The sequence below is a fragment of the Martelella sp. FLE1502 genome (genome assembly GCF_053484255.1).
This window is the reverse complement of the sequence record NZ_JBAKFQ010000005.1, coordinates 26,393-50,549: the sequence shown is the minus strand read 5'-3', so window position 1 is coordinate 50,549 and position 24,157 is coordinate 26,393. Positions and strand designations below refer to the sequence as shown.

Below are 24,157 nucleotides of genomic sequence, written 5' to 3'. Positions count from 1 at the left end.
GAAGGCGCGACATGAAGTTCTTCAGGTCTCCGCAGGCGACGCCCTATCTTCTGCTGCTGCCGGCCATCATCGTCATTCTGGCGGTCGTGCTGGTGCCGCTGCTCGTGTCGTTCTGGACGAGCTTCACCAGTTACAATCTGGTGCGGCCGGACTCGCTCTATAATTTCGTTGGCCTGCGCAACTACAAGCGCCTTATGGGCAATGACGACTTCTGGTGGGCGTTCGGGCGCACCGTGGTGTTCATCACCATCGCGCTCAATCTGGAAATGCTGCTGGGGCTCGGTCTGGCGCTGCTCGTCAACCGCATCACCTGGGGCCAGCGCACGCTGCGCACCATCATGATGTTCCCGATGATGTTCTCGCCGATCCTCGTCGGCTTTCAGTTCAAATATCTGTTCAACGATTCCGTCGGCCTCGTGAATAACGCGCTGTTTGCGCTCAACCTTATCGACAAGCCGATCCCGTGGCTGGTCAATGGCTGGCTTGCCAATTTCTCGATCATTGTCGCGGAAATGTGGATGTCGACCTCGATCTTCGCGATCCTGCTGATGGCCGGGCTGCTGGCCATGCCGAAGGAGCCGATCGAGGCTGCCAAGGTCGATGGCTGCAACGCGCTGCAGGTGTTCCGCCACATCACGCTGCCCTTCCTGATGCCGTTCATCTGGATCGCGATGACGATCCGCTCGCTCGATGTCGCGCGCGCCTATGACATGGTCAAGATCATGACCAATGGCGGGCCTGCAGGCCGTACCGAGCTGATCTGGACGCTGATGACGCGCACCGGCTATCAGAACTCGCAGATGGGCATGGCGAATGCCATGGGCTACATCTCGATCCTGCTCTCGATCGCCTTCACCATCATGTTCTACCGCAACCTGACGAAGGCCCGCGTCTTCATGGGAGGCGCGCAATGAGTGCTGCGGCAATGTCCATCGAAAAGCCCTGGCAGCGCTGGCTGCTTCGGATCACGCTCTTTATCGCGATGATGATCCTTGTCGTGCCCGGCGCCTGGGTGGTGATGACCGCCTTCCGCCCGAATGTGGAAGTCATGGCGCGTCCGCCGGTCTGGATCCCGCAGGACTGGACGCTGAACAACTTCCTCGGCATCTTCGGCCTTCTGCCGGATCGCCAGCAGGGTCTGCCGGTCGAGCGTTACTTCATCAACTCGCTGGTCATTTCGATGACCTCCACCGTGGTCGCGATCCTGGTCGGCATGATGGGCGGCTATGCCTTTGCCCGCTACCGGTTCAAGGGCAAGGGCGCGCTGTTCCTGTCCTTCATGCTGTCGCGCACGGTTCCGGGCGTGGCGCTGTCGCTGCCGCTCTTCATCCTGTGGAGCCGTATCGGCCTTATCGATACCAAGTTCGGGCTGATCCTTGTCTATATGGCGATCAACATCCCGTTCACGATCTGGCTGACCGATGGCTTCTTCCGCCAGATCCCGGCGGATCTGTCCGAAGCCGCGCAGATCGACGGCTGCACCCGCTGGCAGGCGTTCTGGAAGGTCGAGTTCCCGCTCGCCCGCTCGGGTTTGGCATCGGCCGGCATCTTCGCCTTCCTGACGGCCTGGAACGAGTTTGCGCTCGCAAGCCAGCTCACCCGCACCACCGCGTCGAAGACCATGCCGGTCGGGCTGATGGACTTTACCGCCCAGTTCACCGTCGACTGGACCGGGATGAGCGCCATGGCCGTGCTGATCATCATCCCGGCGCTGATCCTCACCTTCATCGTACAAAAGCATCTGATTGCCGGACTGACGTTCGGCGGCGTGAAAGGATAATCCCGTGGCCGAAGTGCACCTTTCCAAAATCGTCAAGCGCTACGGTTCGCTTGAAGTCGTCCACGGCATCGATCTCGATGTTGCCCATAACGAGTTTGTCGTCCTCGTCGGCCCGTCCGGCTGCGGCAAGTCGACGACGCTCAGGATGATCGCCGGGCTGGAGGAAATCTCCGGCGGCGAGCTTCGCATCGGCGACCGCGTCGTCAACGCCCTGCCGCCGCGCTCGCGCAACATCTCCATGGTGTTCCAGTCCTACGCGCTCTATCCGCACATGACCGTGCGCGAAAATCTTGGCTTTGGCCTGAAAATTTCGGGTATGTCGCCGGAGGATATCAAGCCGCGCGTCGACGAGGCCGCCGGAATTCTGGGTCTTGAGCCCTTCATGGACCGCCTTCCGGCCAATCTGTCCGGCGGCCAGCGCCAGCGCGTCGCCATGGGCCGCGCCATCGTGCGCCATCCGGACGTGTTCCTGTTTGACGAGCCGCTGTCGAACCTCGATGCCAAGCTGCGCGGCCAGATGCGCGTCGAGATCAAGAAGCTGCATCAGCGGGTCAAGACAACGGTCATCTACGTGACGCACGACCAGGTCGAGGCGATGACACTTGCCGACCGGATCGTGATCATGCGCGACGGGTATGTCGAGCAGGTCGGCACGCCGACCGAAGTGTTCGAACACCCGGCCAACACCTTCGTTGCCGGCTTCATCGGCTCGCCGCCGATGAACCAGCTCGAGGCTGTGGCCGAGAACGGCGGCGCACGGCTTTCCGACGGCACGCTCGTGCCGCTGCCGGCCGACATCGCACCGAAGGTCTCCGCTGGCGACAAGGTCGTGATCGGCTTCCGCCCGGACGCCTTCGCCCCGAAGGGCCATTCGCTTCACGCCGAAGACCGCTGGCTGGAAGTGAACCTGCCGGTTCTGATCTCGGAGCCGCTTGGCACCGAGACCATTATCTACACCGAGCTCGGCGGCAAGGAAGTGCAGGCGAAGATGCTCGATCCGCGTCCGCTGACCGATGGGGAGAACCTGACCTTCACCCTCGATCTCGACCGCCTGCACGTCTTCGACGGCACGACCGGCAAGAGCCTGAGGGCCTGACATGGCAAAAATCGTCCGCGCAGAAATCGTGATGGTGGACCTGAAGCCGAAGGTCAAAAGGGTCGATGCGATCCAGTCCTTCGTCTCTCAGGAAACGCCGATCGTGCGCATCACCGATGCGGACGGCGTCACCGGCACGGGCTACTCCTACACGATCGGCACCGGCGGTCCCTCGGTGATGGCGCTTCTGGAAAAGACGCTGCTGCCGGCGATCATCGGCCGCGAAGCCTTCGAAATCGAACGCATCTGGCGCGATCTCACCTTCCTCACCCACGCGACCACGGTCGGCGCGATCACCTCGATTGCACTTGCCGCAATCGATACCGCGCTCTGGGACCTGAAGGCGGTAAAGCTCGGCCTGCCGCTCCACCGCCTTGCAGGCGGCGCGCAGACGGACATCCCGCTTTACACCACCGAAGGCGGCTGGCTGCATCTGGAGGCCGAAGCCCTTGTCGATGATGCGTTGAAGGCCCAGGCGGATGGTTTTTCCGGCTGCAAGCTCAAGGTCGGCCGACCGCTTTCCGAAGATGCCGCCCGGATCGGCGCGGTGCGCGATGCCGTTGGTCCGGCCTTCGAGATATTCACCGATGCCAATCAGGCCTTCAATGTCGATGAGGCGGTGCGCCGCGCGGCGGTCTACCAGCGGCTTGATATCGGCTGGCTGGAGGAGCCGCTGCCGGCCGACGATATCGAGGGCCATGCCGTGCTCTCCCGCCACACATCGGTGCCGGTCGCGGTTGGCGAAAGCCTCTATTCGGCCTCGCATTTCCGCGAATATCTGGAGCGTCGCGCCTGCTCGATCGTCCAGGTCGACGTGGGCCGCATCGGCGGCATTACGCCATGGCTCAAGGTCGCCCATATGGCGGAGTGCTTCAACGTCGCGGTCGCGCCGCATTTCCTGATGGAGTTGCATGTGTCACTCTGCGCCGCGGTGCCGAATGCACGCTGGGTCGAATATATTCCGCAGCTCGACGCGATCACGCTCTCCGGCATGACCATCCGCGCCGGCCGCGCCGTCCCCTCCGACGAGCCCGGTCTCGGCATCGCCTGGGATTTCGAGGCGATCGCCCGCATGGCGGTCGAAGGCTCGCAAAAGACAATTACTTGAAGGAATACACCCATGACTGACCTGACCGGCAAGACCTGCCTCATCACCGCCGCCGCGCAAGGCATCGGCGCGGCCTCCGTCAAGGCCTTCGTAAAGGCCGGTGCGAAAGTGATCGCGACCGATATCAACGCCGGGAAGCTCGCCGAGCTGGAAGGCATGGAAGGCGTCACCACCCGGCTTCTGGACGTGCTGTCGGACGAGGCCGTCGCCAATGCCGCGTCTGAAATCGGCGCTGTCGATATCCTGTTCAATTGCGCCGGCGTCGTCCACAACGGTTCGGTGCTGGACATGAAGGACGGCGATCTCGATTTTGCCTATGATCTCAACGTCAAGGCGATGGTGCGCACGGTGCAGGCCTTCCTGCCCGGCATGATCGAGCGCGAATACGGCGTTATCATCAACATGTCCTCGGTCGCTTCCTCGCTGAAGGGCGTGCCGAATCGCTTCGCCTATTCGACCACCAAGGCGGCTGTCCTCGGCCTGACCAAGTCGATCGCCGCCGACTACGTAACGAAGGGCATCCGCTGCAACGCGATCTGCCCGGGCACGGTCGACAGCCCGTCGCTGCAGGAACGGCTGAAGGCGACGGGCGACTACGAAAAGGCGCGGGCCGAGTTCATCGCCCGCCAGCCGATCGGCCGCATCGGCACGCCGGAGGAGATCGCCGATCTCGCCGTCTACCTCGCCGGCGCGACCTACACCACCGGCCAGGCCCATATCATCGACGGCGGCTGGACCGCCTGAGCCGCCGCAAGATAGAGTTCACGACATGACCACCATCACAGGACTTTCCGTCCACGACCTGCGTTTCCCGACCTCGGCCAAGCTCGACGGTTCGGACGCGATGAACCCCGATCCGGACTATTCCGCCGCCTATGTGATCCTCAAGACGGATGACGGGTTGGAGGGCCACGGCCTGACCTTTACCATCGGCCGCGGCAACGAGGTTGTCTGCGCCGCGATCCGCGCGCTGGAAGCTCGGATGACCGGGCTTTCGCTCGACTGGGTTGCGGAAAACCCTGGCCGCTTCTGGCGGCACGTGACCGGCGACAGCCAGCTGCGCTGGATCGGACCGGACAAGGGCGCGATGCATCTGGCGACCGGCGCGGTGGTCAACGCCGCCTGGGACCTGATGGCGAAAGCGGCAGGCAAGCCGGTCTGGCAACTCGTCGCCGACATGACGCCGGAACAACTCGTCTCGATCGTCGATTTCCGCTACCTCACAGACGCGATCACGCCGGAAGAAGCGCTCGAAATCTTCCGCAAGGCCGAAACCGGCAAGGCCGAACGCATCGCCGAGCTGAAGGCCAACGGCTATCCCTGCTACACCACGTCTGCCGGTTGGCTCGGCTACAGCCACGACAAGCTCCGCCGACTTGCCCAGGAAGCCGTCGATGCCGGCTTCACCCATATCAAGATGAAGGTCGGGCAGGACCGCGACGAGGATGTCGCGCGGCTGAAGATCGTGCGCGAGGTGATCGGCGAGGATCGCACGCTGATGATCGACGCCAATCAGGTCTGGGAGGTCGATCAGGCGATCGACTGGGTGAGGGCGCTCGCGCCCTTCCGCCCCTTCTTCATCGAGGAGCCGACGAGCCCCGACGATGTCGCCGGCCATCGCAAAATCCGCGAGGCGGTGGCGCCGGTGAAGGTCGCGACCGGTGAGATGTGCCAGAACCGCATCCTGTTCAAGCAGTTCATCGCCGGCGGCGCGATCGATATCGTGCAGATCGACGCCTGCCGCATCGGCGGGCTGAACGAGGTGCTGTCAGTGCTGCTGATGACCGCGAAATACGGCCTGCCGGTCTGGCCGCATGCCGGCGGTGTCGGGCTTTGCGAGTATGTCCAGCATCTGTCGATGATCGACTATCTCGTCGTCTCCGGCACCAAGGACGGCCGCGTGATCGAATATGTCGATCACCTTCACGAGCACTTCGTCGATCCCTGCCGGATCGAACGCGCGGCCTACATGCCGCCGGAAAAGCCTGGCTTTTCCATTGAGATGAAGCCGGAAACGCTTCATAACTTTGCCCATTCGGCGGCGTGAGCCGCAAAAAGGAGTAAGAATATGAAATTGTTACGCGTTGGTGCAAAGGGTGCCGAACGTCCCGCCATTCTCCACACTGACGGCAGCTATCGCGATATTTCCTCGGTCGTTGAAGACATCGCCGGTGACGTGCTTTCCGAGGTCGGTCTGGCGAAGATCGCGGCTGCCGATATCGACAGCCTGCCGGTTCTGCCGGCCGATAGCCGCATCGGCGCCTGCGTCGGCAAGGTCGGCAAATTTATCTGCATCGGCCTTAACTATGCCGACCACGCCGCCGAGACGGGTGCTGCAATCCCCGAGGAGCCGATCATCTTCATGAAGGCGACCAGCGCGATCGTCGGCCCCAACGACGATGTCCGCATTCCGCGCAATTCGAAGAAGAGCGACTGGGAAGTCGAACTCGGGGTCGTCATCGGCAAGGAAGCCCGTTATGTCGACGAGGCTGACGCCATGGACTATGTCGCGGGCTACTGCGTCGTCAACGACATGTCCGAGCGCGAATTCCAGACCGAACGCTCCGGCCAGTGGGTTAAGGGCAAGAGCGCCGACACGTTCGGCCCGATCGGTCCCTGGCTCGTCACCCGCGACGAGGTGGCCGATCCGCAGAACCTTGCCATGTGGCTCGAAGTCGACGGCCATCGCTATCAGGACGGCTCGACCAAGACGATGATCTTCGGCGTGCAGCACATCGTCAGCTATCTGTCGCAGTTCATGAGCTTGCAGCCCGGCGACATCATCTCCACCGGCACGCCGCCCGGTGTCGGCATGGGTCAGAAGCCGGAACCGGTCTATCTTAAGGAAGGCCAGACCATGCGGCTTGGCATCGAAGGCCTCGGCGAGCAGACCCAGAAGACGATCGCCTGGAACGCGTAGGCATCCTCACGCGCTTGCCTTTATGAAGTCTGGCGAAGAATCCTTCGCCGGATTTTTTGCGTATTCGCCCCGCAACGGGTCGTTCTCGCGCCGGAACGGGCGCTCTGGCGTTCAATGGATCTGGGCGCCCGCCGGCGAAAAAGTCCGGTCCGCAAGCTTCGGCAGCGTCAGGCGGAAGAAGACCGAGCGCGCGCCCTGAAACAGCAGCATCGCGATCCAGAGACCGTGATTACCGAACAGCGGCTGCAGCACGGCCCAGGCCGCGAAGTAAAAGGCCAGCGACGCCAGCATCAGCGTGCGCATCTCGCGCGACCATGTGGCGCCGATGAACACGCCGTCCATCTGGAACGCGATGACGCCGACGAGCGGCATGATCGCGGCGTAGGGCAGGTAGGTGTGGGCGAGCGCCTGCGTCTCGGGGATCGGCGCGATCAGCGCCACGACGGCGGGGCCGGTGAGGAAGAAGACTGCCGATACCGCCAGCGCCATGGCCACGCCCCAGAGCGTAGTAAGCTTTATGACGCGATCGAAGGCCGGGCGATAGAACGCGCCAACCGCGCGGCCCGCAAGCTGTTCGGCGGCGGTGGCGAAGCCGTCGAGGAAGGCGACGCCGAAGAAATAGTAACGCAAGAGCACGGTGTTGGCGGCCAGGACATCGGTGCCCAGCACGCCCGACTGACGGGTGAAGAAGGAAAGCCCGATCAGCAGCGCGAAGGAGCGGATCATCATGTCGCGGTTGACCGAGAACATCCGCTTGAGAGCGGAAAGATCGGGCCATTCCCAAAGCCGGCGGTCGGTGCGTCTCAGGATCAGTACCGCGCCGATGATGGCCGTCAGCCCCTCGGCGATCAGACTTGCCGCACCCGCGCCCGCCAGCCCGTAGCCAAGCCACAACACGAAGGCGAAGGCCAGAAACAGGTTCAGTGCGTTCAACACCACCTGCAGCAGCAGCGCCGTCACGGCCTCGCCCCGGCCGATCACCCAGCCGAACACCACGAAATTGAACAGCGCGAAGGGCGCCGACCATACCCGCCAGGCATAATAGGTCCAGGCCGCTTCTCCCACCGGCCCGTCGGCATCGAGTGCCGCCAGCCCCAGATGGCCGATCGGCACGTGCAGCACGAGAATGAGCAGGCCCGCCGAAAGCGCGATCAGGATGCCGCCAAGGAGCATGCGCTGTTCCTGGCGACGGTCGCGAGCGCCGACGGCCTGCGCGGTAAAGCCCGTCGTCGCGCCGCGCAGAAAGTTGAATGTGGTGAACAGGACATCGAAGATGACGGCGGCGAGCGCCACGCCGCCGATCAGTACCTCGTCACGCAACTGTCCGACCACGCCGGTTGCCGCAAGGCTCACCAGCGGCGTCGAAAAATGCGCGATCATCATCGGCAGCGCGATCGTGAAGACCTGCCGGTGCGTAACCTGAAAGGGGCGCGAAACCCGGCCGGCGGTAGTCTCCACGATAAGCTGTTCCTGAAACATGAGGCGCCGGCTGGTCCGGCGCGAAAGACGAGAATTTGATTAGGGCGAGACGGTTGAGCGCGTCAAGAGCGCGCGCCTCTCCTCAACGGCGTCAGGCAGCGGCAATGCTCTTTTGGTGGATCGTCAAAGCGACGACAGCACGCTTGTCACGCCCCAGGCCACGGCGCCCAGCGGCACGAGCGCCAGCAGGGCGAAGATGCCGTCGCGGGTCAGCATCGAGAAGGCGATCAGGGTCACCGCGACGCCGATGAGGGAGGAGGAGAACGGGATGAACTCCATCAGCGGCATGATCGCGCCGAAGATCACGCAGGCCAGCGGCAGCAGCCACTTGAGAGGGCGCTTGAACAGGAAGGTCAGGCGTTCGCGCGCGGCCCTGTCGATCATGCGAGTCAGCGGCAGAACCTTCTTCATGGCGGGTCGAAACTTGTCGGAGGCGATCTGCCTTTTGCGGATCCAGCCGGGGAGCCATATCTGGCTATGCCCGACAAGCTGCTGGGCGGCAATCATCATGATGATTAGGCCGCACAGCGTCGATAGACCCGGAACGCCGCTCAGCGGCGTGATCAGCACAAGCGCGGGCAAGATCAGAAGCGGCACGAATGAGGCATGGCCGAAGGAGACCATGAGCCGGTCCACCGAAACATGGCCGTCCCCTGCCTCTTCCATAGTGCGTTCGACAATCTCCGTCAGCGAGTGGAATTCGCGTTCGGATTGGGATGCGGTCGGCAAGCCAGCCTCCTCGAGGAATGGGCGATGACTTCGAAACGCCGCTTACCGGGCTTGGTTCCGGCAGGCGGCGTTGGGCATTGCAATTCGCAACACCCTGTGTACCTCTTCTTTCCAACACAACAAAGCGAGGAAACCATGTCGGAACAACGTTTGGAACGGTTGGAAGCGCAGATGGCAGCGCATCAGGAGGTGCTGATCGCGCTGGCCGCGGCGCTTGCGGAAGGCAAGGACTATTCGGTGTTCCGCCGCGCGCTTGACGGGCTGTTGACCGTCAAGGGCCAGGAGGAGGATCCGGGCTTCGAGCCGGACGAGGCCTTTGCCTTCCAATACCGGGTTGCCGAAACGATCCGCACGATCGTCGACGGCGCGGAAGCGCGCGCCAACCGGTAATTGCCCGGAACCAAAAGCCCGCCTCCATCGTTTTTCAGGTAAATTCGATGGAGATGGATGTCATGCCGACCGCGAAAGATGAGCCCCGGATCAAGGACGAGGATACCTATCAGGCGCTGCGTCGCGACGGAGCCTCGAAGGAAAAGGCCGCGCGCATTGCCAATGCAAAGGCCAATGACAGCATGAAGCCCTCCAAGAAGGGCGGCGAGTCGCAGCCCTATGAGGAGTGGACGCGCGACGATCTTTACGATCGCGCCCGCGAGATCGGTATCGAGGGCCGGTCGAAGATGAGCAAGAAAGAGCTGATCAAGGCGATCCGAAACCACTGAGACGGGGTCAGCGCGCCATGTCCTCGGGGTTCTTCGCGTCTTTGCGATCCAGAAGGTCAGCCACCATCTTGAAGGCCGTGACGATGTCGGCCTGCTCTTTGCCGGTGAAAGTGGCGAAGTCGGCGGCAAACCCGTCGGCGAACAACGATGGCGCCGCCTCAAGCGTGTGCGCGCCCGCCTCGGTCAGTTTGGCCTGCACCGTGCGCCGATCGCTGGTGGAGCGGATACGGGTGATCAACCCCTTTGCCTCAAGCTTGTCGAGAATGGTGACGGTGGTGGCCGGGCTAAGGTCCGCCTGCTTGGAAATCGCCGCCGTTGTCAGCGCGCCCTGGTCGCTAACTGCCCTCAGCACAACGATCTGCGGGATCGTCAGCCCCGTTTCGCGGCCGATCCGTTTTGAGCGGATGTCGATCGCATGGGCGATCCGGCGGATCGCCTTCATCACCGCATCGGCATTGTTGACCGTTGTATCAGATTTGTTGTCCATCATCGGAAGAAGTAGTTACAACAGAAATCATTTGAACTCAAATGATTTCTGTTGTAACTAAAACCGAACCCGAAATGCGGGCTTTGCGCCCGCGCCATGAAAAACAGTCTGCGCCGCGCGGTGTCCGCGCCGGCGTTTTGCCTTATGCGCCCGGCTGAGCCGGGAGCCAGTTGATAGGAGCGACCGACCAGACCATGTGTGGTATTGCCGGAGAGATCAGATTCGATGGAACCCTTGCAGATTCCGAGGCCGTGGCCCGCATTACCGCGGCGCTTGCGCCGCGCGGGCCGGATGGCAGCGGCATCTTCGCCCAGGGCCGTTTCGCCTTCGGTCACCGACGCCTGAAGATCATCGACCTTTCCGAAAAGGCCGCCCAGCCGATGACAGACCCGGAACTCGGTCTGACCATCGTGTTCAACGGCTGCATCTATAATTATCCGGAACTCCGGCGCGAACTGGAGGACAAGGGCTACCGCTTCTTCTCCACCGGCGATACCGAAGTGATCATGAAGGCCTATCACGCCTGGGGCCGCGATTGCGTGAAGCGCTTCCACGGCATGTTCGCCTTCGCCATCGTCGAGCGCGACAGCGGCAAGGCGATGATCGCGCGCGACCGGTTCGGCATCAAGCCGTTCTATTACGCCATGAGCGGACGCAATATCCGCTTCGCCTCCACCCTGCCGGCGCTGTTGAAGGGCGGCGGCATAGACAAGTCGGTCGATCCGGTGGCGCTGCATCACTACATGTCGTTCCATGCCGTGGTGCCGCCGCCGCACACCATCGTCAAGGGCGTGCGCAAGCTGCCGCCGGCGACGACCCGCTGCTTCGAGCCGGACGGCTCCTATGAGGATATCCGCTACTGGTCGCCGAAGCACGAGCGCGACGCGGCGACCGCCAAGCTCACCCGCGAGGAATGGCGCGACCGGGTGCTCGATGCGCTCCGCACCGCCGTCAAGCGCCGCATGGTCTCCGACGTGCCCGTCGGCGTGCTGCTGTCGGGCGGCGTCGATTCCTCGATCATTACCGGACTTCTGGCAGAAGAAGGCCAGAAGGACCTGATGACCTTCTCGATCGGCTTTGAGGAGGCCAATGGCGAAAAGGGCGACGAGTTCACCTATTCCGACCTGATCGCCGAACGTTTCGGCACCGATCATCACAAGATCTTCGTGCCGTCTTCCGAACTGATGAGCGCGCTGCCGGACACCATCAACGCGATGTCGGAGCCGATGGTCTCCTACGACAATATCGGCTTCTTCCTGCTGTCGCGCGAGGTCTCCAAACACATCAAGGTGGTGCAATCCGGCCAGGGCGCGGACGAGATCTTCGCCGGCTATCACTGGTATCCGCCGCTTGAAAACTCCAACGATGTCGTAGGCGACTATGCCAAGGGCTTCTTCGACCGCGACCACGCCAAGCTTTCGCGCCACCTCTCGGACGAATGGCTGGCCGAGGAGGATGTCAGCCGCGCCTTCGTCGAAAGCCACCTGATGGCCGCCGGCGCGGAAGGACCGGTCGACCGGGCGCTCAGGCTCGACAGCCAGGTCATGCTGGTTGACGACCCGGTCAAGCGGGTGGACAATATGACGATGGCCTGGGGTCTGGAGGCGCGCGTGCCCTTCCTCGACCATGAACTCGCCGAGCTCGCGGCCACGATCCCGCCGGAGTTCAAGCTCAATGACGGCGGCAAGGGCGTGCTGAAGGACGCCGCGAGGCTGGTGGTTCCCCACGAGGTGATCGACCGCAAGAAGGGTTATTTCCCCGTGCCCCAGCTCAAATACATCTCGGGCGAGTATCTGGACATGGTGCGCGACGTGCTGACCAGCCAGGTCTCCAGCGAGCGTGGGCTGTTCAGGAAGAGCTATCTGGACGACCTGTTCCTCGATCCGATCGGCCACATCACGCCGCTGCGCGGGTCGGAACTGTGGCAGGTCGCGCTTCTGGAAATGTGGCTGCAGTCGCACGACATCTGAGGAAAAGCCGATGAGTTCGGACAAAGGCTCCAGGGACGATCACCGCGCACGCGAGGCCTATACGCATCGCCTGAAGCGGATGCGCTCGCACGGAATGAAACCGCCGATCCCCGGGGGCGAGGAACATGGCGGCATGACGCCGGATGCCTCGATCGACTGCGGCTGGGGGCGGGTGGTGTTCGGCCAGACGTTTTCCGATACCAAGCTCCTGATCGAGACGCTGCGCGCCGAGGTGCCCGATCACCGCGATATCGCGATCTATGTCCGCGACCCGCATGTGGTTCTGGCAAATGCGCCGCAGGAGGTGTTTCTTGACCCCTCGCACACCTTCCGGCTGGAGCTTTCCACCTACCGCCCGGCCTCCAAGCCGCCGCAGGGCTTCTTTATCCGACGGCTGACATCGGAAATCGACGCCCAGGCGATCAATCGCATCTATGCCGCGCGCGGCATGGTGGTTGTCCGGCCGGATTTCTTCTGGCGGCAGCGCGATGCCCGCTCGATCTCCTATTTCGTCGCCGAGGAGGAGCACAGCGGCAATATTCTCGGCACGGTGACCGGCATCGACCATTCCCGCGTCTTCAACGATCCGGAAAAGGGATCGTCGCTCTGGTGCCTGGCAAGCGACCCCCAAGCCCGCCAGCGCGGCATCGGCGAGGCGCTGGTGCGCCGGCTTGCCGAGCATTTTCTGGCCCGGGGCGCATCCTATCTCGATCTCTCGGTGCTGCACGACAATGACCCGGCGATCCGGCTCTATGAAAAGCTCGGCTTCAAGCGGGTGCCGTTCTTCACGGTCAAGCGCAAGAACCAGATCAACGAGAAGCTTTTCACCGGGCCTGAGGCGGATGACTACGAGGAACTGAACCCCTATGCCCGGCTGATCGTGACCGAGGCGCGCCGCAGGGGGATTTCGGCCGAGATCACCGATGCAAGGGGCGGGTTCTTCCGGCTGTCCTATGGCGGGCGCTCGATCCATTGCCGCGAAAGCCTGTCGGAACTGACGACCTCGGTGGCGATGTCGATCTGCGACGACAAATCCGTGACCCGCCGTTTCGTCGAGGAGGCCGGCGTCAAGGTGCCGCGCCAGATGACGTCCGATGCCGGCGAGGATGCGATCCGCGGCTTTCTGGAGGATGCCGGTCATCTCGTGGTCAAGCCCGCGCGCGGCGAGCAGGGCAGGGGCATTTCTGTCGGCATCACGACCTATGAGGACCTCGAGGAGGCCGTGAAGGCGGCCAAGGCCTATTGCGATACGGTGCTGATCGAGGAAATGGTGGAAGGCGAGGATCTGCGCCTGATCGTGATCAACTACCGGCTCGTGGCCGCTGCAATGCGCCGCCCGGCCCATATCGTGGCCGACGGCAAATCAACGATTGAACAGCTGATCGAGAGCCAGAGCGAGCGGCGCAGTGCCGCGACTGGCGGCGAATCCTCGATCCCGCTCGATGCCGAGACCGAGCGAACGGTGCGCGATGCCGGCTACACCTTCGCCGACGTGCCGGAGGCGGGCACTGAAATCCGGGTGCGGCGAACTGCCAACCTGCACACCGGCGGCACCATTCACGATGTCACCGATATCGTTCACCCGAAGCTGGTGGACGCGGCGATTTCGGCGGCGCGGGCCATCAATATTCCGGTGGTGGGGATTGACCTGATGATCAAGTCCCCGCAAAACCCGGACTATGCCTTTATCGAGGCCAATGAGCGGCCGGGGCTAGCCAATCACGAGCCGCAGCCGACGGCCGAACGGTTTGTCGACCTGCTGTTCCCGCTTTCAATGCCGGCCGGCGTCCGCCACTCGGTGCGCGAGGCCCACAAGAACGAGTAGCAGATGAAACGACTGACGATTGACGCCGATTACCTGTCCGACATTCTCAAATCGCTCCTCGCGATCCCCTCGCCGACAGGCTACACCGACCCCATCGTCCGTTTCGTCACCGGAGAGCTGGAAAAGCTCGGTCTTTCGGTGGAACTGACAAGGCGCGGCGCGATCCGCGCCGTCCGGCGCGGCGTCGACAGCCGCGGCGCGCGCGCCGTGGTCTCGCATGTGGATACGCTCGGCGCGCAGGTGAAATATCTGAAATCGAACGGAAGGCTGGAACTGGTGCCGATCGGCACATGGTCGGCGCGGTTCGCAGAAGGCGCGCGCGCCACGATCTTCACCGAAAAGGGCTCCTATCGCGGCACCATCTTGCCGCTGAAGGCGTCCGGGCACACCTACAACCACGAAATCGACGAACTGCCGATCGGCTGGCAATATGTCGAAATGCGCGTCGATGCCCTGACCCGCGACGAGAACGACCTTGATCGGCTCGGTATCGAGATCGGCGATATCGTCGCGATCGACCCGCAGCCGGAATTCCTGGACAACGGCTTCATCGTGTCGCGCCATCTCGACAACAAGGCCGGCGTGGCGCTGATGCTCGCGGCCCTGAAGGCGATGCAGGATGAAAACGTCGAAACCCCGGTCGCCAGCCACTGGCTGTTCACCATTGCCGAGGAAGTTGGCGTTGGCGCATCCTCGATCGTCGCGCCCGATGTCGCCTCGCTGGTCTCGATCGACAACGGCACGTCGGCGCCCGGCCAGAACTCCTCGGAATTCGGCGTGACCATCGCCATGGCGGACCAGACCGGCCCGTTCGACTGGCACCTCACCAAGAAACTGGTCGACGTCTGCAAGGCGAACGATATCCGCTATCAGAAGGACGTGTTCCGCTACTACCGTTCGGATTCGGCAAGCGCCGTTGAAGCGGGCGCGGATGTGCGCACAGCGCTGGTCGCCTTCGGGGTCGATGCGTCGCATGGCTATGAGCGCATCCACATGCATGCGCTGCGGTCGATCGCGGAAATGATCACCGCCTATCTGACCTCCGATGTCGAGATCAAGCGCGACTTCCAGCAGTCCGGCCCGATGACCGGCTTCACCCGCCAGCCGACCGGCAAGGCCAAGCAGGAGCTTTCCGCCGACGTTGAAAGCGAAACCATCGACGACCCGGCGCATCCCCATCATGCAGGGCATGCCTGAGGGGCGGGCGCTCTACCCGAACACGATCCTCGGAAAATAGAACGACACCACCCAGTTCGGCGCGTCGACGATCTCGCTGATCTTCAGGTCGCCGGCGACCGAGCACAGCATGTAGGCATCCTCGGGCGAGAGCTTGCGGCTCTTCGACAGGTGGTCGATCATCGCCGAGACGGCGTCGCGGGCGGCCTGCATGAGGTCCGGGCCGATGCCGGTCGTTACCTCGTAGCCGGCGGCATCGAGATGGCGGGCGATCGGGCCGGGCGTGGAAAAATGCGGGGTCTTCGGCGCGGCGTCCTTCACCACCTCGACCGTGATCGCAACATCCATCGCGCTTTCGATCGCCGTGCCGCAGACCTCGCCATCGCCCTGGGCGGCGTGGGTGTCGCCGAGCGACAGCAGCGCGCCCTCGACCTCCACCGGCAGATAGAGCGTCGTGCCGGCCGCGATATCGCGGATGTCCATATTGCCGCCGACGCGGCGCGGCGGGATCACCGAATGTTTGCCGACTTCAGCCATGGCGACCCCGATCGTGCCGATGAAGGGGCGCAGCGGCACGGAGGCGATATCGTTGAAGACGGCGGGCTTTTGCGCTGCCGTGTCATAATCCCAGAGCTTCAGCTTTGGCTGATCGAACTGATCCGACAGCAGGCCGAACCCCGGAATGATCGCGCTCCAGCCAAAGCCCGAGGGCGTAAATTCGTGGATCGTCACCTTCAGCGCGTCGCCGGGCGCGGCCCCTTCCACATAAACCGGCCCGGTCAGCGGATTGATGTTGGCCGGATCGGCGGTGAGGATATCGGCTGAGGTGCTGTCGTGATGATAATGGCCGTTGCCGGCATCGCGGCAGGCGAAGGCGATGGTTTCGCCGGATTTCGCGAAATGCACCGGCTTGATCGACCGGTCCCAGCCGAGATGGCATTCGTGGGAATGAATGGTGCGGATCATCTTTTGCTCCCGTCGCGTTTCTGGGACGGCTTGCCGAAGCCGCGGCGCTAGTCCTGCTCTTCCACCTGCCGGCCGGCGATTGCCTCGGCGAATTCGGCGGCTTCGAAGGGTTCGAGGTCGTCGATGCCTTCGCCGACGCCGATGAAATAGACCGGCAATTTATGCTTGGCGGCGATCGCCACCAGAATGCCGCCGCGCGCAGTGCCGTCGAGCTTTGTCATGACGAGGCCTGAAACGCCGGCGATATTGCGGAAGATTTCGACCTGGTTCATGGCGTTCTGGCCGGTGGTGGCGTCGAGCGTCTGCAGCACCGTATGCGGGGCGTCCGGATCGAGCTTGCCGAGCACGCGCACGATCTTGGCAAGCTCATCCATCAGCTCGGCCTTGTTTTGAAGCCTTCCGGCGGTGTCGATGATGACGACGTCGGAGCCGTTTTCCTGGCCGCGCTTGAAGGCGTCATAGGCAAGGCCGGCCGCATCCGCCCCCAGCTTGGTGCCGACGAATTCAGCGCCGGTGCGCTCCGACCAGATTTTCAACTGCTCGATCGCGGCCGCGCGAAACGTGTCGCCTGCGCCGAGCGTCACCTTCAGGCCCGCGCGGGTCAGCTTGGCGGCGAGCTTGCCGATCGTCGTGGTCTTGCCGGTGCCATTGACGCCGACCACAAGGATCACATGCGGCTTGTGTGACAGGTCGAGCTGCAGCGGTTTGGCGACTGGCGTCAGCACCTTGGTGATCTCGCCGGCCATGATGCGCACGACGTCGTTGCCGCTGACATCCTTGCCATAGCGTTCCGAAGACAGCGTATCGGTGATCCGCATGGCGGTCTCGACGCCGAGATCAGCCTGGATCAAGAGGTCCTCCAGCTCCTCCAGCGCGTCCTCATCAAGCTTGCGCTTGGTGAAAAGCGCTGCGATCTGGCCGGAAAGCTGCTGCGAGGTGCGGAACAGGCCGGCGCGCAGGCGCTGGAACCAGCTCTGCCGCTTTGCCGGCTGCGCGGCAGGGGTTTCGACCGTTCTGCCGGTGACGATCTCGAAGCCCTGATTGCGAACAGCGGGCTGTTCAGCGGGCGCTGTAACCGGCTCGAGCTCGGCAGGGCTTGCGGCTGCCGGAGCGTCGGCAGCCTCTGCGGCGGGCGCTTCAGCGGGGGCGGTCTCCACCGGCTCCGCGTCCGGAGCGTCTTGCGGCTCCGGCGCGGCTTCATGCGTCTCGGCGACCGGTACGGGCTCGTCCTCGGCCTCGGGCTTGCTGCCCGGGCCGACCACGCCGCCGACAATGCTGTCATCGTCCCAGGGATCGGCGCTTTTCGCCTCGGCAAGCGTTTCCGGCGCTGCGGGCGTTTCTGCGGCGGGAGCAGCCTCGGCGTCTTCGCCGGCGGCAATTGCTTCCGCTTCGTCGGGCGCGATTGCGTCTTCCGGCTTGCTCTCCTCGGCGGTCTGTTTCTTGCCGAAGGTGAAGACGTTTTTCATGAAGCCAAGGGCCATGGGAATATTTTCCTGTTTGTTTCAAGCCGGCGCGCCCGCATTGCCCCTATATCCGTGCTGCGGCGGAGGCTTGTCAACGCGTGGGGGCCAAAACCCCTCTCAGACGGGGCTGAAATCCGCGATCAGCCGCTTGCCGTCATGGCCGGTGATGCCGGCCGTCACGAACCGGCCCGGCTCAAGGCCGGGGGTGGCGACCGGGGCGAAATTTTCGGTATGGCCATTGCCGCCGCGTTCGGTGAGCACGGTTGCGGTGCTGCCGATCATGCCGGAAAGATGCCGCGCCTTCAGCCGCTCGCCGGTTTCGCGCAGAAGCCGCGCCCGTTCCTTGACCAGCGCCCGGTCGAGTTGCGGCATGCGGGCTGCCGGCGTGCCGGGGCGGGGGCTGTAGGGGAACACGTGAAGCTGGGCGATATCGGCCTCCTCGGCAAAGCGCACGAGATTATCGAAATGCGCCTCGGTTTCTGTCGGGAACCCGGCGATGAAATCCGCGCCGAAGGCGATGCCGGGACGCAGTTCCCGCGCCTTTGCGATGAAAGCCAGCGCATCGGCCGACAAATGCCGCCGCTTCATCCGCTTCAGGATCAGGTCGTCGCCGTGCTGGAGCGAGAGATGCAGATGAGGCATGAAGCGCGGCTCGTCGGCGAGAAGATCGAGCAAGTGCCGGTCGACCTCGATGCTGTCGATCGAGGACAGCCTGAGGCGGGCGATCTCAGGCACCTGTTTCAGTAGCGTCTTTGCCAAGAGCCCGAGCGTCGGCTCGCCGGGCAGATCCGCGCCATAGGAGGTGGCGTCGACGCCCGTCAGCACGACCTCGCGATAACCCTGCTCCGAAAGCTTGCGGGCCTGGTCGATCACGGCACCCATCGGCACGGAGCGCGAATTGCCGCGACCATAGGGGATGATGCAGAAGGTGCAGCGGTGATCGCAGCCGTTCTGCACCTGCAGGAAGGCGCGCACATGGCCGTCAATGCTTTCCACCATCTGCGGCGCGGTGTCGCGCACGCTCATGATGTCGTTGACGACGAGCTTTTCCTCCGCCGAAACGCCGAAATCGGGCAGCGCGCGATAGTGCCGGGCCTCGAGCTTTTCGGCATTGCCAAGCACCGCGTCGACTTCCGGCATCTTCGCGAAGGTCTCCTTCTCGGTCTGGGCCGCGCAGCCGGTGACGACGATGCGCGCGGCCGGATTCTCGCGCCGCGCCCTGCGGATCGCCTGCCGCGCCTGGCGCACCGCCTCGCCGGTCACCGCGCAGGTATTCACCAGGATCGCATCCTCAAGCCCGGCCTCGGTCGCCGCCTTGAGCATGACTTCGCTCTCATAGGTGTTCAGCCTGCAGCCGAATGTCAGGGTACGGACGGTCATTTCTCTCGGGTTCCGGTTTGCCCGCTATATGGCGCAACCGGCCGCAAAATGAAAGGGCAGGGCCTGTCTTACCGGGCCACTATCGCAATGATGTAGGCGAGTGTGGTGAAAATTGCAGGTATCGCGAGGGCGAACCCGATCGATCCCAAGAAGGGCGCTGCGAAGTTGAGGCCAAAGATGCTCCAGAACAGACGCTTGCGGTGGGGAAAGCGGCGGGTGCAACTGATATTCAGCGACTGGACGATGAGGAAGCAGAAAAGCAGAACCTCGAGCGGATAGCAGATGATCATGAAGTACGCCGCGGGCCTGGCATACATGTCTTCATAGCTGATGGCGCCGCTGTTGATGGCTGGATAGTAGGAGTTGAGTATGCCGGACTGAACCCAGACGACGATACGGTTGATGTAGAGCGTGTATACGACCGGAAGCAGGAAATTGATCCAGAGGAATGCCCTGAACGCCGGGTCCGGAAGCCTTGCTGCATGCAGCGCCCTTCCGGGCAGTAGCCGGCGGCTTTCAGCCCCGGCTTGCCAACGGGATTTCAGGTAGTGCGAAAGCTTTTCCGAAGGGCTTGCCACGCCGGGAAGGACCTCTTTTAGGTGTAGACCGAGCGCGTCAGGATGAACAGTAGAACGCCCTCAAAGGATAACGTACCGATGCGGGCAAACTCGACGAGCTGCCCCAGCACCGCCGGGAGGGAGGGAAGCAGGAACAGGCACGGGATCACGCCGGGGATCGGCAGGATCAGGCTGAGGAAATTGAGCCAGAAGATGGTCAGGAAAAACCGCCTGCGCGTCCTGAAACGCCTGGCTGCACGCAGGTTCAGATATTGTATCCCGGCAAAGGCCAGAAGCCTCAACGCCCCGATGAGCGCGCTTTCCCAGACGACTGCGGGTATGCCGCCGCCCGGCGCGGCGATGAAGCTGTGAGCCAGCAGGATGATTTCGGAAAGGTTGCGCGAGACCAGATAGAAATAGGCGACCGGGAGAACGAAGTTGATCCAGAAGAACGCGTTCAGATCATCCGGCGGATCGTTGTAGAAGCGGCGCGCGGGCGCGATCACGCGGTTGCGCCACCACCCGCTATTGCCTTCATGACCGCCTTCGCCTTTGTGAAATGTCTCGCGGGTTTCCGACATTCTCAACCGATTGCTGTTTTCATTCAGCGTACAGGACTCAAGGTTGCGTGTAAACGATACGGTCTACCGCTCCCACTCGCCCGTTGCCGGATCAACCCGGCCGGTCCATTCGCGCTCGGCAGGTCCGGTCATGATCACGTGGTTGTCGTGCTCGCGCCAGTCGATCTCGAGCGCGCCGGCCGGCACATAGACGGAGATCTTGCGGCTGGTGCGGCCGGTGCGGGCGGCGGTGACGGCGGCGGCGCAGGCGGCTGAGCCGCAGGCGAGCGTCAGGCCGGCGCCGCGTTCGAAGGTCTTCAGCGACAGCGAGGACGGCGAGGTCACCTGCGCCAGCGAGATATTCGCGCGCTCGGGAAACATCGGATGATGCTCGTAGCGCGGGCCGAAGGCGAGGAGATCGTAGCTGTCGACATCGCGCGGCACGAAGAACACGGCATGCGGGTTGCCCATGGAGGCCGCCGAAAAGCGCTGCAGCGCCGGATCGGGCTCGAAGGGTTCGGAGAGCGCGATATGCTTGGTGTCGCCGGGCGAGCCGGCGAGAGGAATCTTTTCCCACGCGAATTCCGGCGGTCCCATGTCCACCGCAATCCGGCCGTCCTCGAACCGGTCGGCGACAAGTGCGCCGGCGATCGTGCGAAAATCGAAATGGCTGCGCCCGTCGGCGGCAAACAGATAGTCGACGACGCAGCGCGTGCCGTTGCCGCAGGCCTGGGCCATCGATCCGTCGGAGTTCAGAATGTCGATCCAGCCATCGGGTGCATCCGCGCGCGGGTCGTAGATCGCCATGATCTGGTCGAAGGCGGTGTCGGGATGGGCATTGAGGCGGATCGCGGCCTGCGGCGTCACCCTGTCGGTCCGCCCGCGCATGTCGATCACCAGGATCTTGTTGCCAAGCCCGTTCATGCGCATCAGCGGCGCCCAGTCTTCGCGGTGGTTCATGCCCGGCACTCCTGTCAGTTCCGCGGTCTTATATGGGCATATCGGCGCGTCGTCACCAGTCTTGCCGATGAAGACCGGAAAAATCCGCAGACGGAACCGCATAGGCCGTCACCGGCCTTTGCCAAGGCGACGTTTCATGATTAGGTTTGGCGATAACATGCTGCGTTCCGCCGCCATTGCGGGCCGCGCCGCCTTCGAAAGTCCACTCACCATGCCCATTCGCCCTTCCGGTTCGATGAACCCGCCAGCCCCGGCGCGCACCGCCTGCGCATACACGCCCGGGCGCAGCGCCGGAATGCCGGCATGAGGGTCTCGGGCATTCTGCTGGCCTTTGCGGCGGTCACAATCTTTTCCGCGCAGGATGCGATCACGCGCCATCTCGGCCCGCTTTATTCGCCGTTCTTCATCGCCATGGTGCGGTTCTGGGCGTTTGCGGGCTTCGTCGTGGTGCTGGCGGCGCGCCGGCCGGGCGGCTTTGCCGCCGCGATCCGGACGGAGCATCTCGGTCTCCAGATCGCCCGCAGCCTGCTGCTCATCGCCCAGATATTGATCGCGATCTTCTCCTTCGCGATCGTCGGTCTGGCGCAAAGCCAAGCGATCTTCATGGCGGCCCCGCTGGTTGTGGCGCTGCTGTCCGTGCCTATCCTCGGGGAACGGGTCGGCTGGCGGCGCTGGCTGGCGATCATCAGCGGCCTCGTGGGCGTGATGATCATCATCGATCCGCTCGGCGAACGGTTTTCGCTGGCAACGCTGATCCCGGTGTCAAGCTGCTGCGTCTTCGCGCTTTACTCGTTGCTGACGCGTCTCGCCGGCCGCTATGACAGCGCCGATGTCAGCCTGTTCTATACCGGCGTCGTCGGCATGGCGGTGACCAGCCTGATCGGGCCGTTCTTCTGGGAGGACCCGCTGGCGATTGATTGGTTCTGGCTGACGGCGCTCTGCTTTACCGGGATCGCCGGTCACTACTGCCTCATCCGCGCGCTTGCGATCACCGAGGCGGTCACGGTGCAGTCCTTTATCTATCTGCAACTCGTCTACGGCCTGCTCTTCGGGGTTCTCCTGTTCAACGAGACGCTGACGATCAACATGCTGGTGGGGGCCGCGATCGTGGTCGGCGCCGGTTTCTTCACCATCTGGCGCGAGCACGCCCTGAAGAAACGCGAAATCGCCGCGTCCACCACGGGCGCTTCGCTGGCGGGCAGGTGAGATCTGAATCGGAGGTTTTCAGATGCTGTCACGTGATTCCTCGGCGGATGCCGTCCTGGCCGCTCTTAAGGCAAACGCCGATCCGGCGCTGATCGCCGGCATGGACCGCGTCGGCATCCGGACGGAACAGGCCATCGGGCTTTCCAATCCGGCTCTGCGGCAGATCGCCCGCGAGATCGGCGTCGATCACGCGCGGGCCGTTCAGCTATGGCAATGCCCGGTGCGCGAGGCGAAGCTGCTGGCGCTGCTGACATTCGATCCCGACAGCTTGACGCCCGGCGAGATGTTTACGCTCGCCGGTGATTTCACCTCCTGGGAAATGGTCGACATGGCCGCTGACCTGTTCGTGGAGGCCGGGCTCGATCCGGCGCTGATCGCGCGGTTTGCCGCCGACGATCGGGAATTCGTGCGCCGCACGGCCTTCGCCATGATCGCGGGCGCGGCCGTTCACTGCAAGAGCGAGCCGGATGAAACCTTCCTCGCCTTCCTGCCGCTGATCGACGCCCATGCCGGCGACGACCGCAATTTCGTGAAAAAGGCCGTCAACTGGGCGCTGCGCAATATCGGCAGGCGCGACAGGGCCTGCCATGCCGCCGCCCTCGCGCTGGCCGAAAAGCTGGCGGGAACGGACGACAAGACGAGGCGCTGGGTCGGCCGCGACGCGGTGAAATATCTGAGCGACCCGAAACGCGTGGCGCGGCTGAAAGCCTGACCTCAGGGCGTCTCCGGAACGTCGAAGGCCTCGCCGGGCTCCAGCGGACGGAACCGGCCTTCCGGGATGCCCGCATCCGCAAGCGCCGATTTCAGAAGCTTGACAGGATCGTCCCGTCCCTCGTCGGTAAGCTGGAATGTGCCGAAATGGTGGCCGCAGGCATGGGCGGCGTTGCAGAGCTCGAAGCCGCTCACGGCCTCGACCGGATCCTGATGCTCGTTCTTCATGAAATAGCGCGGCTCATAGGCGCCGATCGGCAGGTTGGCGAGCCGGAAGCCGCCATATTTCTTCGCCGCCGCCTCGTAATTGCGGCCCTCGTGAAACCCGGTGTCGCCGATATGGTAGATCAGACCGGCCGGCGTTTCGATCACGAAGGCGGCCCAGAGCGCCATGCGCCGGTCGGCCACCCCGCGCGCCGACCAGTGGTGGCAGGGCTCGGCAAAGACCCTGAGACCGCCCGGCAGCGGCGCCTGCGCGCCCCAGTCGAGCACGGTGACATCGGCATCGCGAACCTTGGAACGGATGATCGTGTCATTGCCAAGCGGCGTGACGATGCGCGGCTTGTGGATCTTGTGCAGCCGGGCGAGCGTCGGCAGGCTCAGATGGTCGTAGTGGTTGTGGGTGACCAGCACGACGTCGATCGGTGGCAGGTTTTCGAAGGGAATGCCGGGGGCGCAGACCCGTTTGGGGCCGGCCGCCTCGAACGGGCTGGCCCGCTCGGTATAGATCGGGTCGGTGAGGATATTGATGCCGGCAACCTGAATCAGCAGTGTGGCATGGCCGACCATGGTGACCCGCATGGCGTCGCCCGTCACCCGTTCATCCGGCTTCGCCGGCGTGAAGGCGCATTCTACCGTTTTCGGCCAGAGCGACTTCTTGTTGTTGATCTGCCATTTGATGACTTCGCGAAAGCCGGGCGGGTTCATGCCGTCGGGATTGAAAAACAGGGTTCCGTCGAAATGATCGCTTTTGGGGCCGGTGTAATAGCGATTCTTCGACTGCAAAACGGATCTGACCGGAATCATGGAGCGCTTGACCTTCCTTCGCCGGGCGATCCCGGGAGC

The 24,157-nt window shown here is 63.5% G+C and carries 24 protein-coding genes; 14 read left to right on the top strand and 10 right to left on the bottom strand.

Features of this window, described 5'->3' with window-relative positions:
• The first annotated feature begins 11 nt into the window (after positions 1-11).
• Genes V6767_RS06230 through V6767_RS06200 form a run of 7 tightly spaced genes read left to right on the top strand, consistent with a single transcriptional unit; the run spans position 12 to position 6,904 of the window.
• The gene (locus tag V6767_RS06230; RefSeq protein WP_448472664.1) at positions 12-914 is read left to right on the top strand and encodes a carbohydrate ABC transporter permease; all 903 of its coding nucleotides are present in this window, start codon (positions 12-14) and stop codon (positions 912-914) included.
• The gene (locus V6767_RS06225) at positions 911-1,780 is read left to right on the top strand and encodes a carbohydrate ABC transporter permease (RefSeq protein ID WP_448472663.1); all 870 of its coding nucleotides are present in this window, start codon (positions 911-913) and stop codon (positions 1,778-1,780) included. Before V6767_RS06230 ends, V6767_RS06225 begins: the two co-directional genes overlap by 4 nt.
• Positions 1,781-1,784: 4 nt before the next feature.
• Positions 1,785-2,876: an ABC transporter ATP-binding protein gene (locus V6767_RS06220; RefSeq protein ID WP_448472662.1), complete on the top strand. Its 1,092-nt coding sequence runs from the start codon at positions 1,785-1,787 to the stop codon at positions 2,874-2,876.
• 1 nt (position 2,877) lies between these two features.
• A complete protein-coding gene (locus V6767_RS06215; RefSeq protein WP_448472661.1) occupies positions 2,878-3,984 on the top strand; it encodes a mandelate racemase/muconate lactonizing enzyme family protein in 1,107 nt (368 codons plus the stop codon).
• 12 nt (positions 3,985-3,996) lie between these two features.
• The gene (locus V6767_RS06210; RefSeq protein ID WP_448472660.1) at positions 3,997-4,728 is read left to right on the top strand and encodes an SDR family oxidoreductase; all 732 of its coding nucleotides are present in this window, start codon (positions 3,997-3,999) and stop codon (positions 4,726-4,728) included.
• A 25-nt stretch (positions 4,729-4,753) separates the two neighbouring features.
• Positions 4,754-6,031, top strand: coding sequence for an L-fuconate dehydratase (locus tag V6767_RS06205; protein WP_448472659.1), 1,278 nt, complete (start codon positions 4,754-4,756; stop codon positions 6,029-6,031).
• Between the two features lie 21 nt (positions 6,032-6,052).
• Positions 6,053-6,904 carry a fumarylacetoacetate hydrolase family protein gene (locus V6767_RS06200; RefSeq protein WP_448472658.1) on the top strand — a complete coding sequence of 284 codons (852 nt, stop codon included), beginning with the start codon at positions 6,053-6,055 and terminating at the stop codon, positions 6,902-6,904.
• Between the two features lie 111 nt (positions 6,905-7,015).
• On the opposite strand, the gene V6767_RS06195 is transcribed toward V6767_RS06200, so the two are convergent.
• Positions 7,016-8,362, bottom strand: a complete 1,347-nt coding sequence (locus tag V6767_RS06195; protein WP_448472657.1) for an MATE family efflux transporter — start codon at positions 8,360-8,362, stop codon at positions 7,016-7,018.
• 144 nt (positions 8,363-8,506) lie between these two features.
• Entirely contained in the window at positions 8,507-9,112 is a 606-nt protein-coding gene (locus tag V6767_RS06190; RefSeq protein WP_448472656.1) for an exopolysaccharide biosynthesis protein, read from the bottom strand.
• 171 nt (positions 9,113-9,283) lie between these two features.
• Between V6767_RS06190 and V6767_RS06185 the strand changes: the two genes are divergently transcribed.
• Positions 9,284-9,502 (top strand): hypothetical protein, encoded by a 219-nt coding sequence (locus V6767_RS06185; protein WP_033409625.1) that lies wholly within the window; start codon positions 9,284-9,286, stop codon positions 9,500-9,502.
• A 62-nt stretch (positions 9,503-9,564) separates the two neighbouring features.
• The gene (locus V6767_RS06180) at positions 9,565-9,831 is read left to right on the top strand and encodes a DUF7218 family protein (protein WP_448472655.1); all 267 of its coding nucleotides are present in this window, start codon (positions 9,565-9,567) and stop codon (positions 9,829-9,831) included.
• 7 nt (positions 9,832-9,838) lie between these two features.
• On the opposite strand, the gene V6767_RS06175 is transcribed toward V6767_RS06180, so the two are convergent.
• The gene (locus tag V6767_RS06175) at positions 9,839-10,321 is read right to left on the bottom strand and encodes a MarR family winged helix-turn-helix transcriptional regulator (RefSeq protein WP_448472654.1); all 483 of its coding nucleotides are present in this window, start codon (positions 10,319-10,321) and stop codon (positions 9,839-9,841) included.
• A gap of 191 nt (positions 10,322-10,512) precedes the next feature.
• Here V6767_RS06175 and V6767_RS06170 point away from each other — a divergent pair, with 191 nt between their 5' ends.
• From V6767_RS06170 to V6767_RS06160, 3 genes are read left to right on the top strand one after another with little or no spacing between them, the layout of a single operon-like run.
• Positions 10,513-12,288, top strand: a complete 1,776-nt coding sequence (locus V6767_RS06170) for an N-acetylglutaminylglutamine amidotransferase (RefSeq protein ID WP_448472808.1) — start codon at positions 10,513-10,515, stop codon at positions 12,286-12,288.
• A gap of 10 nt (positions 12,289-12,298) precedes the next feature.
• The gene (gene ngg / locus V6767_RS06165; RefSeq protein WP_448472653.1) at positions 12,299-14,113 is read left to right on the top strand and encodes an N-acetylglutaminylglutamine synthetase; all 1,815 of its coding nucleotides are present in this window, start codon (positions 12,299-12,301) and stop codon (positions 14,111-14,113) included.
• Positions 14,114-14,116: 3 nt separating this feature from the next.
• The gene (locus tag V6767_RS06160; protein ID WP_448472652.1) at positions 14,117-15,310 is read left to right on the top strand and encodes an osmoprotectant NAGGN system M42 family peptidase; all 1,194 of its coding nucleotides are present in this window, start codon (positions 14,117-14,119) and stop codon (positions 15,308-15,310) included.
• Positions 15,311-15,322: 12 nt separating this feature from the next.
• Here the strand turns inward: V6767_RS06160 and V6767_RS06155 are convergent, their stop codons facing one another.
• From V6767_RS06155 to dapF, 6 genes are all read right to left on the bottom strand, one after another.
• On the bottom strand, positions 15,323-16,255 hold the full coding sequence (locus V6767_RS06155) for an acetamidase/formamidase family protein (protein WP_448472651.1): 933 nt from the start codon (positions 16,253-16,255) through the stop codon (positions 15,323-15,325).
• Positions 16,256-16,302: 47 nt separating this feature from the next.
• Positions 16,303-17,736, bottom strand: a complete 1,434-nt coding sequence (gene ftsY / locus V6767_RS06150) for a signal recognition particle-docking protein FtsY (RefSeq protein ID WP_448472650.1) — start codon at positions 17,734-17,736, stop codon at positions 16,303-16,305.
• 99 nt (positions 17,737-17,835) lie between these two features.
• Positions 17,836-19,098, bottom strand: a complete 1,263-nt coding sequence (gene mtaB, locus V6767_RS06145) for a tRNA (N(6)-L-threonylcarbamoyladenosine(37)-C(2))-methylthiotransferase MtaB (RefSeq protein WP_448472649.1) — start codon at positions 19,096-19,098, stop codon at positions 17,836-17,838.
• A gap of 68 nt (positions 19,099-19,166) precedes the next feature.
• The gene (locus V6767_RS06140; RefSeq protein WP_448472648.1) at positions 19,167-19,676 is read right to left on the bottom strand and encodes a hypothetical protein; all 510 of its coding nucleotides are present in this window, start codon (positions 19,674-19,676) and stop codon (positions 19,167-19,169) included.
• A 17-nt stretch (positions 19,677-19,693) separates the two neighbouring features.
• A complete protein-coding gene (locus V6767_RS06135; protein ID WP_448472647.1) occupies positions 19,694-20,236 on the bottom strand; it encodes a hypothetical protein in 543 nt (180 codons plus the stop codon).
• Between the two features lie 63 nt (positions 20,237-20,299).
• Positions 20,300-21,175 carry a diaminopimelate epimerase gene (gene dapF, locus V6767_RS06130; protein WP_448472646.1) on the bottom strand — a complete coding sequence of 292 codons (876 nt, stop codon included), beginning with the start codon at positions 21,173-21,175 and terminating at the stop codon, positions 20,300-20,302.
• 303 nt (positions 21,176-21,478) lie between these two features.
• Between dapF and V6767_RS06125 the strand changes: the two genes are divergently transcribed.
• Positions 21,479-22,381, top strand: a complete 903-nt coding sequence (locus V6767_RS06125; protein ID WP_448472645.1) for a DMT family transporter — start codon at positions 21,479-21,481, stop codon at positions 22,379-22,381.
• A gap of 22 nt (positions 22,382-22,403) precedes the next feature.
• Positions 22,404-23,093 carry a DNA alkylation repair protein gene (locus V6767_RS06120; protein WP_448472644.1) on the top strand — a complete coding sequence of 230 codons (690 nt, stop codon included), beginning with the start codon at positions 22,404-22,406 and terminating at the stop codon, positions 23,091-23,093.
• A 2-nt stretch (positions 23,094-23,095) separates the two neighbouring features.
• Here the strand turns inward: V6767_RS06120 and V6767_RS06115 are convergent, their stop codons facing one another.
• A complete protein-coding gene (locus V6767_RS06115) occupies positions 23,096-24,118 on the bottom strand; it encodes an MBL fold metallo-hydrolase (RefSeq protein ID WP_448472643.1) in 1,023 nt (340 codons plus the stop codon).
• Between the last annotated feature and the right edge of the window lie 39 nt (positions 24,119-24,157).

Excerpts from the sequence above, each read along its gene's own strand:
- V6767_RS06125 (WP_448472645.1), top strand. The coding sequence starts at position 21,479 with ATGAGGGTCTCGGGCATTCTGCTGGCCTTTGCGGCGGTCACAATCTTT.
- V6767_RS06230 (WP_448472664.1), top strand. The coding sequence starts at position 12 with ATGAAGTTCTTCAGGTCTCCGCAGGCGACGCCCTATCTTCTGCTGCTG.
- dapF (WP_448472646.1), bottom strand. The coding sequence starts at position 21,175 with ATGAACCACCGCGAAGACTGGGCGCCGCTGATGCGCATGAACGGGCTT.
- V6767_RS06175 (WP_448472654.1), bottom strand. The coding sequence starts at position 10,321 with ATGATGGACAACAAATCTGATACAACGGTCAACAATGCCGATGCGGTG.
- mtaB (WP_448472649.1), bottom strand. The coding sequence starts at position 19,098 with ATGACCGTCCGTACCCTGACATTCGGCTGCAGGCTGAACACCTATGAG.
- V6767_RS06120 (WP_448472644.1), top strand. The coding sequence starts at position 22,404 with ATGCTGTCACGTGATTCCTCGGCGGATGCCGTCCTGGCCGCTCTTAAG.
- V6767_RS06160 (WP_448472652.1), top strand. The coding sequence starts at position 14,117 with ATGAAACGACTGACGATTGACGCCGATTACCTGTCCGACATTCTCAAA.
- ngg (WP_448472653.1), top strand. The coding sequence starts at position 12,299 with ATGAGTTCGGACAAAGGCTCCAGGGACGATCACCGCGCACGCGAGGCC.
- V6767_RS06155 (WP_448472651.1), bottom strand. The coding sequence starts at position 16,255 with ATGATCCGCACCATTCATTCCCACGAATGCCATCTCGGCTGGGACCGG.
- V6767_RS06135 (WP_448472647.1), bottom strand. The coding sequence starts at position 20,236 with ATGTCGGAAACCCGCGAGACATTTCACAAAGGCGAAGGCGGTCATGAA.
- V6767_RS06180 (WP_448472655.1), top strand. The coding sequence starts at position 9,565 with ATGCCGACCGCGAAAGATGAGCCCCGGATCAAGGACGAGGATACCTAT.
- V6767_RS06170 (WP_448472808.1), top strand. The coding sequence starts at position 10,513 with ATGTGTGGTATTGCCGGAGAGATCAGATTCGATGGAACCCTTGCAGAT.
- V6767_RS06205 (WP_448472659.1), top strand. The coding sequence starts at position 4,754 with ATGACCACCATCACAGGACTTTCCGTCCACGACCTGCGTTTCCCGACC.
- V6767_RS06215 (WP_448472661.1), top strand. The coding sequence starts at position 2,878 with ATGGCAAAAATCGTCCGCGCAGAAATCGTGATGGTGGACCTGAAGCCG.
- ftsY (WP_448472650.1), bottom strand. The coding sequence starts at position 17,736 with ATGGCCCTTGGCTTCATGAAAAACGTCTTCACCTTCGGCAAGAAACAG.
- V6767_RS06200 (WP_448472658.1), top strand. The coding sequence starts at position 6,053 with ATGAAATTGTTACGCGTTGGTGCAAAGGGTGCCGAACGTCCCGCCATT.
- V6767_RS06225 (WP_448472663.1), top strand. The coding sequence starts at position 911 with ATGAGTGCTGCGGCAATGTCCATCGAAAAGCCCTGGCAGCGCTGGCTG.
- V6767_RS06210 (WP_448472660.1), top strand. The coding sequence starts at position 3,997 with ATGACTGACCTGACCGGCAAGACCTGCCTCATCACCGCCGCCGCGCAA.
- V6767_RS06115 (WP_448472643.1), bottom strand. The coding sequence starts at position 24,118 with ATGATTCCGGTCAGATCCGTTTTGCAGTCGAAGAATCGCTATTACACC.
- V6767_RS06185 (WP_033409625.1), top strand. The coding sequence starts at position 9,284 with ATGGCAGCGCATCAGGAGGTGCTGATCGCGCTGGCCGCGGCGCTTGCG.